Raw genomic sequence first — 17,521 nt, forward strand, 5'->3', positions numbered from 1 at the left:
CGCAAGATGATAGAGAAAAACCAACGTAGTATTGATACTAGCTGGTTTATTTATCGTTTTTAAAATTGCTCATTAGGGGCTTTGATTACCCGAATTAAAAAGTGGTGGGTGATCCAAATTACGATTGAAGTTGCTATCACTGCAACGAAAATAGAGCTGAAGCGATATAAAATAGAGAAAAAGGCATCTTTTTGCTCGGGTATTAATGATGTTGTAAGCGGTACGGTTAAGGCCGACATCGCAGAAAAAGCAATACTTGATTTTATGGTACCTTGTGCAATCCAGTGACAGAAAAAGCCTGCAGCTATCGCATAAGCCATCAGAAATAATATGCCGTTATTAACCCATGAATAAAGCCCTAACTGGATAATCATACCCGCTAAACACCCCAAAAATGTCCCTGTAATACGTATTTTAGCGACAGCGATGGAGCCTATTAGTGTCATTGGCGCGAGCACAATGAAAATAGAAGCTTGCGCGGATAATGAATCGCGTAAATCCCCAAATTGAAACAAAAGAAAAGCAACCATTGCAACTATCCAACCCAGTGCGGCTTGGCGGATCATCCCGATACGATCAACGCGCTGCGTGTCATTATTTATACTAGGTGCTGTTTGTTCTTTATCAGATTCAGGGAAAAGAAAATACGCAAGGGCGCAAATAGGTGCAGTTATTAATCCACTCATCCACAAGGTGATATTGAATTCTTCAAGATCAAATCCGGTATAACTCGCAAAGTTAAGCGCGATTGAACCAACTAACAAACCAGTGAACCCAAATAAATAGGTTTTAGGGTTTATCATCGCTTTGCATTTTGCCATTAGCATAATACCAACAGCGATAGTCATTAAAACAGGGTAGGGTTGCAAGAAACCTGAAATAAAAGTCACTTGTACTGTAACCCAGATAATTCCTAAAATCAGTTGCACAAGCAATGATAAATTCCAGCGTTCTGCCTTCATTAATACCATTATTGGCAGTAAAGCAGCGAAAAAACCATAAGACCAACCAAAAATCATACTAATAGCGAGCCCTAAAACACATCCAAACCAGATCCGCATTGTTTTCATTATTAGCTCCTTTTTTAAGCGATAAGAAAGGGCGATCAACCATAAGATTGATCGCACTGCGGTTAGTAGATGTAGTGCAACCAACTCGCTAGGTGAATTTGAATACTCGCTAAGGCTTGCCATAACAAGCTGTTATCTGAATAAATAACAACAGTAGCACGTGAGCCAATAAACAATTGATGTGGTAACGGCGTATCACTGGTTAAATTAACGCGCACACGCTGTGCGTCACGTACCCAGCGGTTATTAACCTCAACAGCACTTAATTGACCGTTTGGTGTTTCTTGTGCTGCGGCGACACCAAAGTCTCGATTAGCGATATGGAAATTGAAAACTTGACCGGGTAATGCATCGTAGGTGACATAGGCAACAGAGTCTTTATTAATTAATGCTGTAGACTTTTCACGATAATCAGCTGAAACCCACATAGAACTTGTTGGAATAAATGTAAGCATAGGTTTGTTTGCTGTAGCCATTGTACCTACATCAACTTGTAGATTAGTAATGACGCCGTTACTTGGTGCAATAATTTTAGTATGTTTTAAATCAAGTTCTGCCTGTTGTAGAGCATTTTTCGCGGACATGACTGGTGTTGTTTCACCGACTGTATTTCCTAATTTAGCTTTAACGGCTAACAGTTGCTGTTGTGCTGCATGTAATGTCGATAATGCACTACGATCTTTCGCGAATGCTGAATCACGCATAGACGCAGAGACTAATTTCTTCTGCGCCAGTTTATTTATACGACCATATTCATTTCTTGCGTTGTCATAATTGGCTTGGCTGGTGGCAACATTCGCTTTTGCTGCCTCAACTTGTGCTAACAAAGATTTTTCTTGTTCCAAAGATTGTTGTAATGCCAATTTTGCGCGGTCAACGGCAAGCTCATACTTAGATGGATCTATAGTTAATAACACCTCACCTTTTTTTACTTTCTGATTGTTAGTGATCGAAACTGAGGTGATATTGCCAGAGACTTCTGGAGCAATTTGAACGACATAGCCACGAACACGGCTTTCTGTTGTAAGTGGAATATGCCTATCTGCAACAATGATATACCCCATGAAGAGTAAAAACAGGATGATTAATCCTTTCATCCAGTGACGGAATGTTGTGTCAGCATTTGCCATGAGCGTCTCTTTTTATAGTGATCTTTATCACATTATTATAAAGAGTGTGTATTTGATTAAATAGACTAATAAGTATTACACTTGCGTTCTATTTTTAGGACAATGGTTGTATGTGTTATGAAAGCATCGTTAGATGATATTTATTTATTTATGTTAACGGTCAGACATGGTGGGATCAGTGTTGCGGCAAAAGCACATTCATTACAACGTTCTAAAATTAGCAGAAGAATACAACAACTTGAAAAAGATCTTGGTTGTCAGTTATTGATAAGAACAACACGACAAATTGAATTAACTGAAAATGGACGGTTGTTTTATCAATATATCAACCAGCCATTAAGTGAAGTTGACCAAGCGGTGAATTTAGTGAAAAGCCAGCAACAAGCATTCAGTGGTGTGCTTAAAATGGCGATTCCTGCAGCCTTTATTTCATCCTCTGTTTTTCTTGAAATATTGGATCGATACACAGAACAATTTCCAGATGTAACATTAGATATTATTCATCGGTATGAAAGCATCGATTTAAAAAGAGAGAATATCGATTTACAGCTATTGCCAAACATTGTTGATGTGATTAACGAAAACTATGTTCAACAAACGTTTCTGAGTTCAGCGAACCGTTTGTATTGTTCTCCTAAATATCTTGAATCATACCGTTTACCAACAACGATGGAAGCGCTTTATCAACACCCGATTTTAACGAGCCGATATAACTCAACGTTATTGCCAGAAAGAATGAATGTTCGTTTGGTTTCAGAAGATTTTGGTTTAATTAATCACTTAACTGAATCAGGTAGAGGAATCGCTATACTGCCAGTTGTCTTATTTGAAGATAAAGTTGCCAGCGGCGATTTAATTCCAGTACTTCCAGATACCTTTGAAATAGATATTGTTATGACGTTAGTGTATCCATCCCGTCGTTTTATTCCGAAAAAAACACGAGCAATGATTGAATTACTACGTGAGCAATTTTCAAAGTAATTAAACTGATAATGAAAGAATACGTGAGATTATAAGAAACGTTTAGCGTGCTCACAAACCCACAGTGGGTCATCAAGCGGTATATCGTGACCTGCTGTGGGGTGAATATGAACAGGCAAATTCCAATAGTTAGCTAAATCAATACTGCACTGGTAATTTACGAGCTTGTCTTGCTCGCTTGTAAGTAAACTAATTGGCTGAGATAGCTTATTCGGTAATATAAACTCACGACTAGCATTGAGTTGATTAAACATGTTGGAGCATGAAATGGGATGTTGTTCTTTCCAGTTAGCCCAGCGATGAGATAAAGCAATAAGTTCAACGCTATCCCATTGTTTATTTGATGTTAAATGAATGATTTTTTCTTCTTGTTTTAAGTTTGGTAACCATAAAATTTGGAAAATATCGATATAGCGCTGCCAACGTAAACGTTGATGAAAGGGAGAAAGGCTTTGGGTACTGGTATTAATCAATATCGCTTTACGAATATCATTTGGAAATAATGTCATCCACTTTAAAGCAATCATTCCTCCCATAGAAATTGCAATAATATCGGCTTGATGATCTGGCTGTAAAGCATGGAAATGTTGGTGCAGATCTCGAGCAATGCCTTCAAGGCTCGATGGTGTTTTTTCGTTATTACGAGTGCCATTGCCTGCAATATCAAGACAAACAATATTTGAGCGGGGAAAGTTTGATTTCAGCGTTTGCCGAAAGTCCCCCCAATGAAATTGGTCTCGGAATAATCCTCGCAATAATATAATAGTGTGTTGTTTGGTCATATTTAAAAGCCACAGTAGTTTATTGTTGTTTTTTATACCAGCGAGATAATGCTTGTTGTTTGTAGTAAGGGTTATCTGCGTGATTGAACCATGATGGGTAGTTTGCAGTCGCATTGATCATGAAATCCATCAGCACAATGTGTTTTTGTAATACGCGTTGTATACGTTGAGGTTTCATGGGGTTAAAAATACCCAATGCTTGCCGAATTTGAAGTGGATTTTTCTTTATCCAACGCCAAGATCCCATTTCTAATGTTAGTGGTAGTATAGCCTGTTGTTGCTTTAAACATTGTAGGGTGATGTGATCCCATAAATCCCCATGACAGAGATAGTGCAAAGCCTGAGGCTCAAAAATATAATTTTGATTAGGGTAAGTCGTCATAAATCTATGTCGGAGATGGTAAACATCACCAATATAAGGGAAGGCTCGTTTTGCACTATGGGCATAAGGAAACCAAATTCTATCTTTTAAACCAAAGCCGGAGTGACAATCTAACGACAGTGTTACAGGTCGAGATGTTGTTAAGTCGGTAACGTAACGGGTTAATGCTTCTGCTTCTAATTCCATTTGTTGACTGTTGTTTCCTCTAAACCAAGGGATGCGAGGAGATAAGCGATGTCCACCAATTAAAAAAGCTGTATTTTCTTGACTGTTTAAAGGTGCATTTCGCATTAAATCAACATGATTACCATTTGAACGGTAATTTTTCGCCATCCCTACAGGGTTTACTAAAGGAATAAAAACGATTTGAATCTGCTGTAAAAGATGATGTAGCGTGGTATCCCATGTCATACGTTCGATAATTGTATGCAGATATGACAGCAGTACTTGAGTGCCAATCCGTTCTAAACCATGAACACCGCCTACAAATAGCATTAATGGTGCATTTGGATCAGGCGTACCAAGATGAATCGCATAGAGTGGTAAGCTATTTTTATTATGCTGAGGAAAATGATCATTGCAAGGGATGTGGGCAAATACATTACAGTGAAATGGAACAGGGGATTTGTACTGGCTTAACCTTTCAATTAACGTTTCAAGTTGTAAGAGTTCTGGTAATAACGTTGAAATAGGGGAAGTTTTAGCGTTTAGCAAAAGAGCCTCACACACAAAGATAAAAAAGAAACAATATCAGTGTATGTTGACAATTAGATGTCAGGCTCTTTTTCTATTAAAGCTTATGCAGACTCTTTCTTGGCTTTTACTAAGCGAAACTGTGTTGTTTCCGCTATCCATTTTGGTCGGTTGATAGCATAGCCGAGTAACAATGCTGGGACTAAAAAAACAATGTGGGTCATCGCAAGATGAAGATCTTTAGCAACTAAATCTGTTGCCCCTGTCATATAGTGAATGGCTCCAACAGCCGCAAAAATAATCCCAAGCATTGCTAAGATAAACATACCGACAACACCAAGGCCTAAAATGTCGCGAATATAAATTCTTATTGGATTCATAGTATGGTTCCGAATCAAACTTATCTGAAAAAGTGATAAGCATGGCGATAATAATCAGAATACTATGCGCTTTAGGTGAATGTATTTATTGATCTGTCTCACAATTACTGTGAGACAGATGAATAAATAAGCATTATTTTGCTAAGCGTGGAATAACCAGTGAAAAGCGGTTGAGAATAACTGTTTGCCGTTTGTCTCAATAACTTTACCTTTTGCAAAAATGATACGGTCAAAAGGCCATGTTAAGATCTCTTGAATTGATTGGCGTAATCTTACGCGGTCGGTAAAACTGAGTCGTAAATAGAAAGGCATGGCTGGGTGAATATAGCAACCGTTTAGAAGCCCATAACCTATACTCAGTGGGTGCTTCTTATCAACCATCCATGCAAGTAAATCACCCAAAATTAATGTTTTTGATAAAGGATCACAAAAGGCGATTTCTTCAAAGTTGTCACTACCCTTAATTAAGGTTTGTAATAGTTGTCCTTGCCATAAAGCGGGAGTGTACTGGCGTAATACGTCGTCAAACGTTAGATCTCCACGTTTTTGTTGTAAACCAGGAGCGGCAAAGAAATAGGCATCTGGATAAGCGAGCCACCACTCTGATAAATAGTGATGATAGCTTTGATTGGGAGTGACAACGGCGACAATTTCACCCAGTTGCTCTATGGTTGATTTCAATGCATTGTCGAGTTCAACAGGGGAGTGAATAAACAAACGATCATCGTCTAATTTTATCACTGTCATTTTACAACCAACCGCAATACCGTTGGTTTTCATGGCAAAATCTTGATACCAAAGTCTATTTTTATAACATTCGATCATACCGCTTCCTGCGTACTACATTGATAGATTATGTTGTAAACGGTCATTCCTTGACCGTAATTCATCATGAAAATTCTTTCATTAGATTATCATTAAGATATTGTTAAAATCCATCACTCTTTATGTTTCTTCAATACTTATACCGTGGTGCGTTTAATCTTTTTCATCATGTTGTGGCCAAACAGATTCACAACAGCCCCCGAAATAATCAGTACACCACCGAGGTAGGTCCAAATAGATGGGACTTCTTTGAAGATTATAAATCCAAGGATGATTGATAAGACAATTTGAACATAAGAGTAAGCTGTTGCTTTTCCTGCTGTTTGAGTTTGCATCGCTTTTGTTAAGCCGACTTGTCCTACTTGTGTAAAAATGCCGACTAATATTAGGCAGATAGTGGTAGGTAAATCAGGGACAACGAAGTTATCAGCGATCAAAAGTAGGGCTAATGGTAAGGTGATCAGCGGGAAGTAAAAGATAATGACGGAGCTATCTTCCGTGCTACTGAGTTTTTTCACAATAATATATGAAATAGCACTAACGAAAGCACCGATTAATGCAATCATGACGCTAAATAAGGGCAGGTGAGAACTTCCAGATGTTAATGTTGTTGGATTAACGATAAAAAATAAGCCTAAGATACTCAAAAAAATGCACACTAGCGTTGAAAATTGAACGCGCTCTTTTAAGAAGATGACGGCAAGTAAAGCAGTAAATACGGGATTGGTGTATTGCAAAATGGTAGCTTCGGCAAGGGGAAGTGTAGTAACAGCATAATAAACACATGAGAGTCCAATAGTACCTACAATACCTCGAACAACTAATAATGGCTTATTATTCCCCCAGACCGAAATGCCTTTACGCTTAATATCTAAATAACTAATGATAAGAGAAACAACAGCACGCGCCGCAACAATTTCAAAGACTGGAATGCCTATTTGGTTAACGTATTTAACGGTAGAAGACATTAAGGCAAAACCGAGGGCAGAAAGGAGCATAAAACGTGCGCCTAATGGAATTAAACTCTCATTGCTGGTGGTCATTAATATATGTCTTATTTAAAGTGATTAAAAATATCATAAAGGAAGCGATTTTATTAACAATGGTTGATTGTAAAAATGTAGTTAATTATTCAAAAGTAACGATCAATGCAATACTTGCTCGAATTAGACGTTGATCATAAAAAAAGAGATAAAAACATAACGGTTCTTTATCTCTTTTGTATGGATTTGTCTCTGGTTTTGCTGTTCTTATTTCTGCTTATAAAGCCCAATAAGGCCGGCACCAAAGGCAGCAATTAGACCAACAAATGCAATAATAATGTGATGGTGATGGATCCAATACATGTTCTCTCCTTAGAATGGTTTATTGTCAACCGCTTTTGCTTTCATGATCATTGGGGTAATGGTTGAGCCTTGGATCAATATTGAAAAGATCACAATAGCGTAAGTCATTAAGACAATGATTTCTTTAACACTGACATCCGGATGTGATGGTAAGTAAATATGGGCTGGGATAGCCATCGCCATAGCAAGTGCTAAGCCACCACGTAAGCCGCCCCATGTAAGAATTTTAACAGACTCTGGGTTGTATTGGCGGTAACGTGTAAAACCGATATAAGAGAGACGAATACTTAGATAACGACTTAATAATACGAGTGGGATTGCAATAATTACCGCGATGATATCAATGCGGTGGAAGCTAAAGGTGATCATCACAAAACCGATAAGAAGGAATAATACGGCATTTAAAATTTCATCGACCAATTCCCATAAATGTGCCATTTGGTCTGCCGATTGTTCTGAAATGTATTTACGCGTGATATTGCCAATTAGGATCCCTGAAACAACCATTGCAAGAGGGGCTGAAACTTCTAAATGTTCACCTAATACATAACCAAAGGTAGGAATAAGCATGGTTAATATTAAGCGCATCATATTATCGCTTGAACCTTTAATTAGGTAGTGGAATATACCGCCTAACACTGCACCAAAAGCAATACCGCCAAGGGCTTCACGAATGAAAAGTAGTGCAGTACCAGATACCGTTGGCGTTGTTTTTCCAAAAGCGACTTCAAAAATAGTAACGAAAATAACTAAACCTACGCCATCATTAAATAATGATTCACCTTCAATTTGAGTTGAAATACGTTGTGGCGCCTTTAATTTTTTCACAATTGCTAATACAGCAATTGGATCGGTAGGAGAGATAAGTGCGCCGAATAAACAGCAATAAATAAAATTGAGGTCAATACCGATAAGATTGAATATTAACCATATGACAATGCCGATAAAAAAAGTAGAAAATAGCGTGCCGACAAGAGCAAGAAAGGTAATTTCAAATTTTTGGTCTTTTAAATGGTTTAAATCTATATTTAGTGCACCTGCAAATAATAAGAAACCAAGCACACCTTTTAGTAAGAAGTCTTCAAATTTTATATGTTGAATAAGCTCTATTAACGCATTTTCTTTATCTATTGAAATATAACCAAAGCTAGTTAATGCTAAAAGAATAAGCGATATAGCGATAGACCAACCTGTAATCGCAATGGTTGTTTGAAAACGTCCAATCTTATGGTTAATTATTGAAATAAAGACTGCAATTGCCGCCATAATACATATAGTGTCATATACTGACATGAAGATTTTTCTCCCAATTCTGATTATTTTCTGACAATATTATTCAGTTACGGTTATTTATAATATAGAGCGATTTTTCAAACAGAGAGAATCACTATCAATATATCATTCATATAGTATTAATATTACCCACACATATTGAAACATTTTATACAGATTGCTATTAGAATTATTTGTATTATTTCGGAATATAAATAATCAAAAATATAGCTTGAATTATAATTTAGCCCTTAGCTTGTAAGGGGGAGATAAGCGCTTGCCAATAAGCGCTTATACAGAAAAGATGTTAGTCGTTAAGCACTGAAATGAGTAATGCAGGATCATCTGTGATGATTGTTGATACGCCCCAGCGAGTAAATTTAGCTACTTTTTTAGGGTCATTCATTGTCCAAATTTGCAGTACTTTACCGGCTTGGATAATTTCTTTTGCAAGTTTTTCATTGAGAAGATGATGATCGAGATGGATACTGTACAACTTCAATTTTTCATCTAATCGTTCAATATCAGGTACCCAATCTTCAATAATTAACCCTCGGCGTACTTCAGGCCATTGCTCTAAGCATTGATGAACCGCGTTATAAGAAAAACTAGATAAAATAAGACGTTCTGGATCAAAGCCATAATTTTTTATCGCTTCAATTGTTTTTGTTACTTGTAAGGCCACTTCTTCTTCGTAATGTACCTTTATTTCAAGGTTAAGATTAAGGCCATATTCATCACAAGCGGCAAGTAGCTCATGTAACGTAGGGATGGTTTCTCCTGCAAACTCTGGTGAAAACCAACTGCCAGCGTCAAGTTGTTTCAATTCCTGTAGCGTTTTATGACGAACACTCCCTGAACCATTCGTACATCGACGTACGCTTTTATCATGGATAATAACAGGCACTAAATCTTCACAAAGTTGAGTATCAGTCTCAATCCACTTTGCACCTGCATCAGCGGCAGCTTTCATGGAAATCAATGTATTTTCTGGTGCAACAGCGCGTGCACCACGGTGTCCTGCAATCATATGAGAGTCCAAAATAAATAACCATGGGTTGTAAATTAACAAACTGATTTTCATCTATTTTAATGAACAATCAAGTGTTAATATCGCAATATCATGATGTCATTTTGTTACATTTGTACACATACATTCAATGATTTTTTCTCTACTAACAAGACATAAGGGTTACGTTGCATATCTTTGAAGTGATGGTTTTAGCAACAAACGAAAACTGATTTCATAATTGGTTTTGTATCTAGTCTCTGATTAGATTAGTATTCTGTGGTTGTCTGATTAAAAATATTTATCGTTACTATTTACGTCGTATTTTTAATGACTAGACCATTATAATTTGAGACAAGGAAAACGAATGAGACTGTCAGTGCTAGACCAACCTCTTTTTGATCATCTTTACCGCGATATTAGAGAGTTTCGTTCTACATTCGATCTTGATATCGAATCACCTCAAACACTAGATATTCAAGCAGACGCCTTACATACATCACTTGCTGTTGAAGAAATGACAGAACTAGCAGAAGCGGATTCTTTAGTTGAGCAAGCGGATGCGATCGTTGACTCTGTTTATGTGTTAATGGGGCGCTTAGTTCATCTAGGTGATAAACAAGTAGAAGATAATATCGGTATTAGTTATTTGATTGATATTCTGTTGCAAATGTCAGCTCGCCTAGGTATTGATTTTATGGCTTGCTGGAATGAAGTCCATTCTAGCAATATGAGTAAAGTGTGCCGTAATGCTGAGGAATACGCAGACACTGAAGCGTTTTATGCAAAGCAGGGCGTTGCACTAACGGCTAGCACCAAAGGTGATTATATTATTGCTAAGTGTGCTCAAGATGTAGATCTTGATGGAAAAATTATTCGTCAAGGTAAGGTACTAAAATCGGTTTATTATCGACCTGCCGATTTGGTCAAACTTGTTATCCGCTAATTGTTTAATTAGAACAACTATCCTCGCTCATGCGGGGATTTTTTGTTTTTATGTAATAACTATTTATATCAGTAAGAGAAGTGATCTATGAAACTACCTTCTAATACTCGAACTTTAACTCAAGACCTCTTTAAAATGACATGGCCGATGTTATTCGGTGTGTTATCGCTGATGAGTTTTCAACTTGTAGATAGTGCCTTTATCGCTCAGCTTGGTGTACTTCCACTCGCTGCTCAAGGCTTTACACTACCAATGCAAATGGTGGTTATTGGTCTTCAAGTTGGTTTAGGTATCGCGACTACTGCATTGATTTCACGAGTGTTAGGTGCCAATGAAGAAGTAAGAGCGCAACAACTCGGCGGTTTAGTTGTGCTTGTTGGCGGTATTGGTATCGCTTTACTCTGTGGTGTCATTTGGTCACTTCGTGATGTGATCATGCATTTACTTGATGCGCCAGCAAATGTACTTCCTATCATTGATACTTATTGGCCTATTTGGCTAATGAGTGCATGGTGTGGTTCGATGTTGTATTTTGCTTATAGCTTATGTCGATCAAATGGTAATACTTTGTTACCGGGTACCATGATGATGGTAACAAGCTTATTGAATATTGTTTTAGATCCGTTGTTCATCTTTAAATTTGGACTGGGTATTAATGGTGCTGCTTGGGCAACGATTACTGCATTTACTATTGGTATGCTGGTGGTTTTCCCATTAGTGATGAAAAAAAAATGGTTAAGCTTTCATTGGGCTGGCTTGAATATTATTCAGTCGATTAAAGAGCTTGGACATATCATGGCACCGGCCATGATGAGTCAATTATTGCCTCCTGTATCTTCTATGTTAGCGACGAAATTAGTCGCAGGTTTTGGTGCCGCTACAGTCGGCGCTTGGGCTTTGGGGTCGCGAATTGAATTTTTCTCTATCGTCGTTGTATTGGCTTTGACTATGTCTATGCCTCAGATGGTAGGAAAGCGGTTAGGTAAACGAGATATTCAAGGGATCAAAACTTTGATCAACATTGCCGTCTCTTTTGTCCTTGCATGGCAATTTATTATAGCAATCATCATTTTCTTACTGTCGTCACCATTAAGTTCATTATTGTCATCTGATGTCAAAGTACAGCAAGTGCTTTTAATGCACCTAACACGCGTTCCTATTAGTCTAGGCGCATTGGGTGTTTGTATGATTATGGTATCGATTTGTAATGCGCTAGCAATGCCGATGCGCGCATTATTTATTTCAGCGTGGCGTTTGTTTATCTGTTTCCTACCGATTTTATGGATAGGATCGCAACTTGCAGGTCTTCCAGGTCTATTTACTGGAGCAATGCTTGGTAATTTTGCGGCAGGGATCAGCGCATGGATTTTTTATCGAAAGGGACTTGCCTTGATCGATAAAAAATATCAATTTGAAGTAGATGCAGTAAGATAGCGTGTGAAACACGTATAAATGATGACAAGGATATGCATGCAAAGTTATGTAATTGAAGATCGTAAATTAACGTATTTAGATCAAGGTAGAGGCCCTGTACTCGTTTTGGGCCATAGCTATTTGTGGGACAGCAAAATGTGGCAACCACAAATAGAGGCATTGAGTCAGCATTATCGTTGTATCGTGCCTGAGTTATGGGCACATGGTCAGGCTGATGCTGCACCTGAAAAAACACGTACGCTGCGTGATTACGCTGATGATGTTATTGCACTACTTGATCACCTTAAGATAGATAACTTTTCGCTTATTGGTTTATCAGTGGGAGGCATGTGGGGAGCAGAGCTTGCCATAAAAGTACCTCAACGTGTTACAGCATTAGTATTGATGGATACTTTTTTAGGTTACGAGCCTGAAGTATTACATGCTAAATACTTTGCAATGTTAAATACAATTATTGAGCAGCAGGCTATTCCTGAGGCAATTATTGATAGTGTTGTTCCTTTATTTTTCCGTCGTCAAGCCGAGCAATATACGCCAGAGCTTGTTGATAGTTTTAGACAACATTTAGTATCTCTGAAAGGTGATAAAGCAGTAGCCATTGCACAAGTGGGTAAAATGGTGTTTGGTCGTCGAGATACGTTTGACGATATAGCGCAACTTAAAGCACCTACTTTGATTTTATCAGGTATGGAAGATAATCCACGTCCGCCACTAGAAGCGCAGTTGATGCATGATGAGATCAAAGATAGCGAATATGTATTGATCCCAGAGGCTGGGCATATTAGTAACTTGGAACAACCTGAATTTGTAACCAAGCAACTTGAAGCTTTCTTAGCTAAGCACATTGAACGCTAATTAATAAATAAACAGAAAAAAATGGCATAACGTGCACTTAAAGATCTAGAAAAAGATCATTAAGCAGCGTTATGCCTTTTTTACAATAGAATGTTAAGCCGTATAACTGGCTTTATGTTGTTTAATAAATTCGATCGAGTGTTGATTAAAATCATCCGGTCTTTCTACGTTGCAAACGTGCCCGCAATCTTTTAATTCAGTCAAAAAACTAAATTTATGTCGTTGAACCATCTCTTTTACTGGCTTGATAAACATATAGTCATTTGCCCCCATCAAATACAATGTCGGTATCGACAGTTCTTTTTCTTTAAAGTACTTCATGATGGGGTTTACTTCTGTTGCCAGTTTAAACCATCGCTTAAATTCATTTTGACACAACTTTTTCGCTTCTCTGACGAATAAATGTCGAGACTCGCGTTGATTTTTTTGCGGCATAACAACATAGGCAAATAAACGATATAACCACATATAAGGAATAATGTGCTTACACATATTACCTAGTTTCACTAAAATTTGAGAACGAGTGTTTAAACGTGTTACTGCGCCACCTAAAATCATCGTTTTAACTCTGTCTGGTGCTATCTCTGCTAAGTTACGAATAATGATTGTGCCCAGAGATATTCCGACAAAGTGTGCTGATTGAATCTTCAAGTGATTAAGTACATGAACGATATCTTTCGTCACACTTTTAAAGGTATAGGGATTAGCGATCATGTCTTTGAACATGTTATTGGATTTACCATGACCACGTAGATCGAGAAGTAACAAATTAAAGTGTTGTTTATACGCTTTAATCTGTTTGTACCAAATTGCTGAACTGCCACCGGCACCATGCACAAACACTACCCATTCATTACTGCTTGGGTGCGGGTAGGTTTTATAAAAAAGCATGTTGTCTGTCATCAAAAGTCCTTTATACGCAAGAAGCGTGAATCATAGTATGGTGTTATTTATTAGCTCACCTGACCACAAGATAGCTATCTTATAGCCAAAGGTAGCCACTTAGTAATGAATAATTGTAATAATTCTAACAAGATCGCATAACCCAACACTACATTGAACACAAATTAAACTACATGCTATGTTTTCTTTACTAGATATAAAAATCACTTTAAAAACATATGGATAAATCTATAAATAAAAGAAAGTGAGAGTCTTTACTGATGGTTTAAGCCGTAAAGGTGAATAAAAACGATGGTTTAAACGCTTTATGATGTTTTATTTTATTTTTTTGTATCAATCGTCTTTAATCTACACTGGATTATCTATAAAGGAGTTTTCTAATGTTTAAAAAATTATTATTAACACTTGCGTTCATTGTGCCATTTGCATCTCAGGCTGCTACAACCGATACCACTAAGCTTATCAAGAAATGTGAAACCAAATATAAGGCAGATAAGCAGAAAAAAATGGATTGTATTACCAAGGTGAAGAAGTCTGCGAAAAAAGAAGCAGATAAAGCAAAAAAGATATCTTCATCTAAAGTAACTGATAGTAAAAAAGCGTCCACGACAAAGTCAAAAACAGAAGTTAAAAAGCAACTTAAAGCCGTTAATGTGAACACTGCTTCAGCCTCAGAGCTTGCAGCATCACTTCCTGGTATTGGTGAAGCAAAAGCAAAAGCGATTGTTGACTACCGCAAAAAGAATGGAAAATTCAAAAGTAGTAAAGATTTAGAAAAGGTCACAGGGCTTGGCGAAAAAAGCGTCGGTAAAATGAAGAAATACTTAAAGTTCTAAAGTAGATCTTCGCTATAAAGCCTCTTAAACACACTAGGCTACTTATTGGTTGAAAGTGCTTAAGAGGTTTTTTGATTAAAGAGAAATGCATTAGTAAATGATTTCTTCATCTTCCTCATGTGGCATCAAATTAAGCACACTCCGTTTAATAATGTGCGGCACAATTGCATAAATAGGCATACGTTTTAAACGGCCACGAAAGCGTAATGATTTAACTGCAAAATGGTAATTAGAGTTTTGGTGTTTTGGAAAAGCATGATTGATAACTTCAGTAAATCTATCTTTATAAAGCCAGAAAATTGTACGCTGGAATTGTGATTGATTTAAATATTCTTGCATGTTGCTAGGAATCGGTAAATCGAATAATTTTTGACATAACGAAAGTGCAAGATACAGGCTGTTATCTTTTCCAATTTGCTGGTGAAGTTGAATTAAGTTATGCCAGAATAATCGCTGTTGTCCATAATGCTGAAATTGTAAATTTAAGTCGTATATATCACGTAAGCCATGATGAAAATCAACTTGATTAAAGAGCATAATAGCCTGATGAAGTACCATAGCCTCAGGAGATAAAAGCGTTGCTGGTAGGGCAATACTGGGAGATATATGATGGTGAAGTAAAGGTGCTTCTTTTAATTTATGGGTTAGTGTTTTAGGTAATAAATGATAATGAATAGCTAACTCAGTTCGTCTTTCTTTATGAACTAACGGCGTCGTTTGCTGAGACCAACGACAATAGAAAGTTTCCTCGTAGTCGGTTATATATTTATAACGCCATCCATTATTTAACAACCGTTGTAAAACAGCTTCTACAAATGACTTAGAAATTAATATCTCAATATTGTTTTTAATCCTACCTGAAAATGCCTCAACTTCAGAAAGTTGTAATGCGCTACCGCGAATATAGCGCCATGACGGTAATATACCTTGAAACTGTTTGGTTAACTCCTGATGTTCAAATTCTAATGATTGCTTTTGTTTTTCATAACTATGAAAGCCTGAAATTAGCTGTTGCTGGAAGAAAAGAGGAAGATCTTGCCAAATTTCATTACGTTCACAGGTTTTTTTTAATTGTCCTAGTAATGATAAATATCGAGCTTCCGTAATAATTTGGTAGAGAGATCTTGAATCTAAGGAAAGCAAAACCGTTGGAAGTCTCAACACATCAACCAGTCGTACTTGTTGAGAAGCCATAATTTCTTCCTAATAGATTGTTTAATTCATAGTCTAAGTATTAGTCTTTAATAATAAAAATCAAATTTACTCATAATGAAAGAGAATTTTTATTGCTAGGCAATCTTGAAATTAAGACACTTTTGGCTTCTATTGCTGCCGTTTGAAATTTGGTGACTGTAAATATTTTCTATCCATGTTCATAACTGTGAAATGCCACAATACAGCATGGTATTAATAAGTTAACATTCTGTATTTTATATAATTAATAGGTTTATTATGCATGTAAAGCCGTTGCTGGGTACAGAATTGATCTTGGGTGGTGCACGTTCTGGTAAGAGTCGTTTAGCGGAACAGCTCGCAGAACAATCTGGCTTGGTTGTTAAATATGTAGCAACAGCAACCGCTTGTGATAATGAAATGGCTGAACGCATTCTAATTCATAAACAGCAACGTCCTTCTAAGTGGATGCTGATTGAAGAGCCTTATGATTTGGCAAATATTATTCGTGAACATAGTAACAATCAGACATGCTTACTGATCGATTGTTTAACGTTATGGTTAAATAACTGCTTATTTCAACCTATTGGTAACCATTCATGGCAACAGGCAAAAACAGACTTTCTACACGCTATTAGTGAAGCAAAAGGGCATATCATTTTAGTGAGTAATGAAGTAGGGCAAGGAATAGTGCCGCTAGGTGAAGTTTCTCGTCGATTTGTCGATGAGAGTGGTTGGCTGCATCAAGCGATTGCGAAACAATCTGCACGGGTAATATTTGTAACTGCTGGTATACCACAAGTATTAAAAGGCCCGACGTTAAGCGTTGTATAAAAGGGTGAGGATCTAATGGCAAAGATAACCCAAATAGATATTCTACGGCATGGTTTACCTGAAGGTGATAATTGTTTACGAGGCCACACTGATTTTGTACTAACTGAACAAGGTTTTGAGCAAATGAAGGTGGCCATCGAAAATCTCAAAGACCTTGATTGTATTGTAAGCTCCTCATTACAACGTTGCTCTTCATTTGCTGATTTTATGGCACATAAATTCATGATTAATGTTTTGCATAGTGATAGTTGGCGAGAAATGGATTTTGGAGATTGGGATGGGTTAACGCGTCAGCAGTTAGTTGAACAACTTGGGGATAATATTGACCATTATTGGCACGATCCTTGGCACGTTTGTGAAGACGGAACAGCGCCACATAATGGCGAAACGCTAGAGCAGTTTGATATTCGGATAAAGCGAGCTTGGCAAGATTTATTAACACAGCATAAAGGAAAAAAAATCTTATTGGTTACGCATTCTGGCGTTATGCGTCAGCTGTTACGTCTGTTACTAGAAATGCCACGTAATAACACCTACCTTCATCGCATTCATTTACCTTATGCCGCCAGAATGCGCATTACTGTCTATCATGATAATCAACAAGATTGGCCTCAGCTACAATGGCCGCCATTTTGTGATTAATTGCAATATCTTTACAGGATTTAATAAA

General features: G+C 37.3%; 18 protein-coding genes. 7 read left to right on the top strand and 11 right to left on the bottom strand.

All coding sequences use genetic code 11. From position 1 onward, the window contains the following. Positions 1–59: 59 nt before the first annotated feature. Both C9J40_RS13105 and C9J40_RS13110 read right to left on the bottom strand, forming a co-directional pair. Positions 60–1,070: a DUF2955 domain-containing protein gene (locus C9J40_RS13105; RefSeq protein ID WP_107247153.1), complete on the bottom strand. Its 1,011-nt coding sequence runs from the start codon at positions 1,068–1,070 to the stop codon at positions 60–62. A gap of 62 nt (positions 1,071–1,132) precedes the next feature. Then, positions 1,133–2,200, bottom strand: coding sequence for an HlyD family secretion protein (locus C9J40_RS13110; RefSeq protein WP_107247154.1), 1,068 nt, complete (start codon positions 2,198–2,200; stop codon positions 1,133–1,135). 117 nt (positions 2,201–2,317) lie between these two features. Here C9J40_RS13110 and C9J40_RS13115 point away from each other — a divergent pair, with 117 nt between their 5' ends. Next, positions 2,318–3,181 (top strand): LysR family transcriptional regulator, encoded by an 864-nt coding sequence (locus C9J40_RS13115; RefSeq protein ID WP_107208514.1) that lies wholly within the window; start codon positions 2,318–2,320, stop codon positions 3,179–3,181. Positions 3,182–3,210: 29 nt separating this feature from the next. Here the strand turns inward: C9J40_RS13115 and C9J40_RS13120 are convergent, their stop codons facing one another. The 7 genes from C9J40_RS13120 to C9J40_RS13150 all read right to left on the bottom strand — a co-directional run bounded on the left by C9J40_RS13120 (position 3,211) and on the right by C9J40_RS13150 (position 9,891). After that, entirely contained in the window at positions 3,211–3,963 is a 753-nt protein-coding gene (locus C9J40_RS13120; protein WP_107247155.1) for an alpha/beta fold hydrolase, read from the bottom strand. Positions 3,964–3,982: 19 nt separating this feature from the next. Then, positions 3,983–5,059: a DUF2817 domain-containing protein gene (locus C9J40_RS13125; RefSeq protein ID WP_107247156.1), complete on the bottom strand. Its 1,077-nt coding sequence runs from the start codon at positions 5,057–5,059 to the stop codon at positions 3,983–3,985. Positions 5,060–5,142: 83 nt separating this feature from the next. After that, the gene (locus C9J40_RS13130; RefSeq protein ID WP_107247157.1) at positions 5,143–5,418 is read right to left on the bottom strand and encodes a hypothetical protein; all 276 of its coding nucleotides are present in this window, start codon (positions 5,416–5,418) and stop codon (positions 5,143–5,145) included. 141 nt (positions 5,419–5,559) lie between these two features. After that, the gene (locus tag C9J40_RS13135; protein ID WP_107208518.1) at positions 5,560–6,243 is read right to left on the bottom strand and encodes a DUF4336 domain-containing protein; all 684 of its coding nucleotides are present in this window, start codon (positions 6,241–6,243) and stop codon (positions 5,560–5,562) included. 137 nt (positions 6,244–6,380) lie between these two features. Continuing rightward, positions 6,381–7,286 carry a DMT family transporter gene (locus C9J40_RS13140; protein WP_107208519.1) on the bottom strand — a complete coding sequence of 302 codons (906 nt, stop codon included), beginning with the start codon at positions 7,284–7,286 and terminating at the stop codon, positions 6,381–6,383. 312 nt (positions 7,287–7,598) lie between these two features. Next, on the bottom strand, positions 7,599–8,882 hold the full coding sequence (locus C9J40_RS13145; protein ID WP_199187082.1) for a sodium:proton antiporter: 1,284 nt from the start codon (positions 8,880–8,882) through the stop codon (positions 7,599–7,601). Between the two features lie 286 nt (positions 8,883–9,168). Further along, the gene (locus C9J40_RS13150; RefSeq protein ID WP_107208520.1) at positions 9,169–9,891 is read right to left on the bottom strand and encodes a glycerophosphodiester phosphodiesterase family protein; all 723 of its coding nucleotides are present in this window, start codon (positions 9,889–9,891) and stop codon (positions 9,169–9,171) included. 346 nt (positions 9,892–10,237) lie between these two features. On the opposite strand from C9J40_RS13150, the gene C9J40_RS13155 reads away from it, so the two are divergent. The 3 genes from C9J40_RS13155 to C9J40_RS13165 all read left to right on the top strand — a co-directional run bounded on the left by C9J40_RS13155 (position 10,238) and on the right by C9J40_RS13165 (position 13,105). Further along, positions 10,238–10,816, top strand: coding sequence for a nucleoside triphosphate pyrophosphohydrolase family protein (locus C9J40_RS13155; protein ID WP_107247158.1), 579 nt, complete (start codon positions 10,238–10,240; stop codon positions 10,814–10,816). Positions 10,817–10,903: 87 nt separating this feature from the next. Next, a complete protein-coding gene (locus tag C9J40_RS13160; RefSeq protein ID WP_107208522.1) occupies positions 10,904–12,250 on the top strand; it encodes an MATE family efflux transporter in 1,347 nt (448 codons plus the stop codon). A 36-nt stretch (positions 12,251–12,286) separates the two neighbouring features. After that, positions 12,287–13,105, top strand: a complete 819-nt coding sequence (locus tag C9J40_RS13165) for an alpha/beta fold hydrolase (protein WP_107208523.1) — start codon at positions 12,287–12,289, stop codon at positions 13,103–13,105. A 93-nt stretch (positions 13,106–13,198) separates the two neighbouring features. Here the strand turns inward: C9J40_RS13165 and C9J40_RS13170 are convergent, their stop codons facing one another. Further along, positions 13,199–14,008 (bottom strand): alpha/beta fold hydrolase, encoded by an 810-nt coding sequence (locus tag C9J40_RS13170; protein ID WP_107208524.1) that lies wholly within the window; start codon positions 14,006–14,008, stop codon positions 13,199–13,201. Positions 14,009–14,388: 380 nt separating this feature from the next. Here C9J40_RS13170 and C9J40_RS13175 point away from each other — a divergent pair, with 380 nt between their 5' ends. Continuing rightward, complete coding sequence (locus tag C9J40_RS13175) at positions 14,389–14,844, top strand: helix-hairpin-helix domain-containing protein (protein WP_107208525.1); 456 nt, start codon at positions 14,389–14,391, stop codon at positions 14,842–14,844. A 90-nt stretch (positions 14,845–14,934) separates the two neighbouring features. Here C9J40_RS13175 and C9J40_RS13180 read toward each other — a convergent pair whose 3' ends face one another. Then, complete coding sequence (locus tag C9J40_RS13180; RefSeq protein ID WP_107247159.1) at positions 14,935–16,038, bottom strand: nucleotidyltransferase family protein; 1,104 nt, start codon at positions 16,036–16,038, stop codon at positions 14,935–14,937. 258 nt (positions 16,039–16,296) lie between these two features. Here C9J40_RS13180 and cobU point away from each other — a divergent pair, with 258 nt between their 5' ends. Further along, positions 16,297–16,851 carry a bifunctional adenosylcobinamide kinase/adenosylcobinamide-phosphate guanylyltransferase gene (cobU, locus tag C9J40_RS13185; protein WP_107208527.1) on the top strand — a complete coding sequence of 185 codons (555 nt, stop codon included), beginning with the start codon at positions 16,297–16,299 and terminating at the stop codon, positions 16,849–16,851. Between the two features lie 15 nt (positions 16,852–16,866). Continuing rightward, positions 16,867–17,493 carry a histidine phosphatase family protein gene (locus C9J40_RS13190; protein ID WP_107247160.1) on the top strand — a complete coding sequence of 209 codons (627 nt, stop codon included), beginning with the start codon at positions 16,867–16,869 and terminating at the stop codon, positions 17,491–17,493. The last annotated feature ends 28 nt before the right edge of the window (positions 17,494–17,521 follow it).

This window comes from Photobacterium sp. GB-72 (genome assembly GCF_003026095.1).
Taxonomy (GTDB): Bacteria; Pseudomonadota; Gammaproteobacteria; order Enterobacterales; family Vibrionaceae; genus Photobacterium.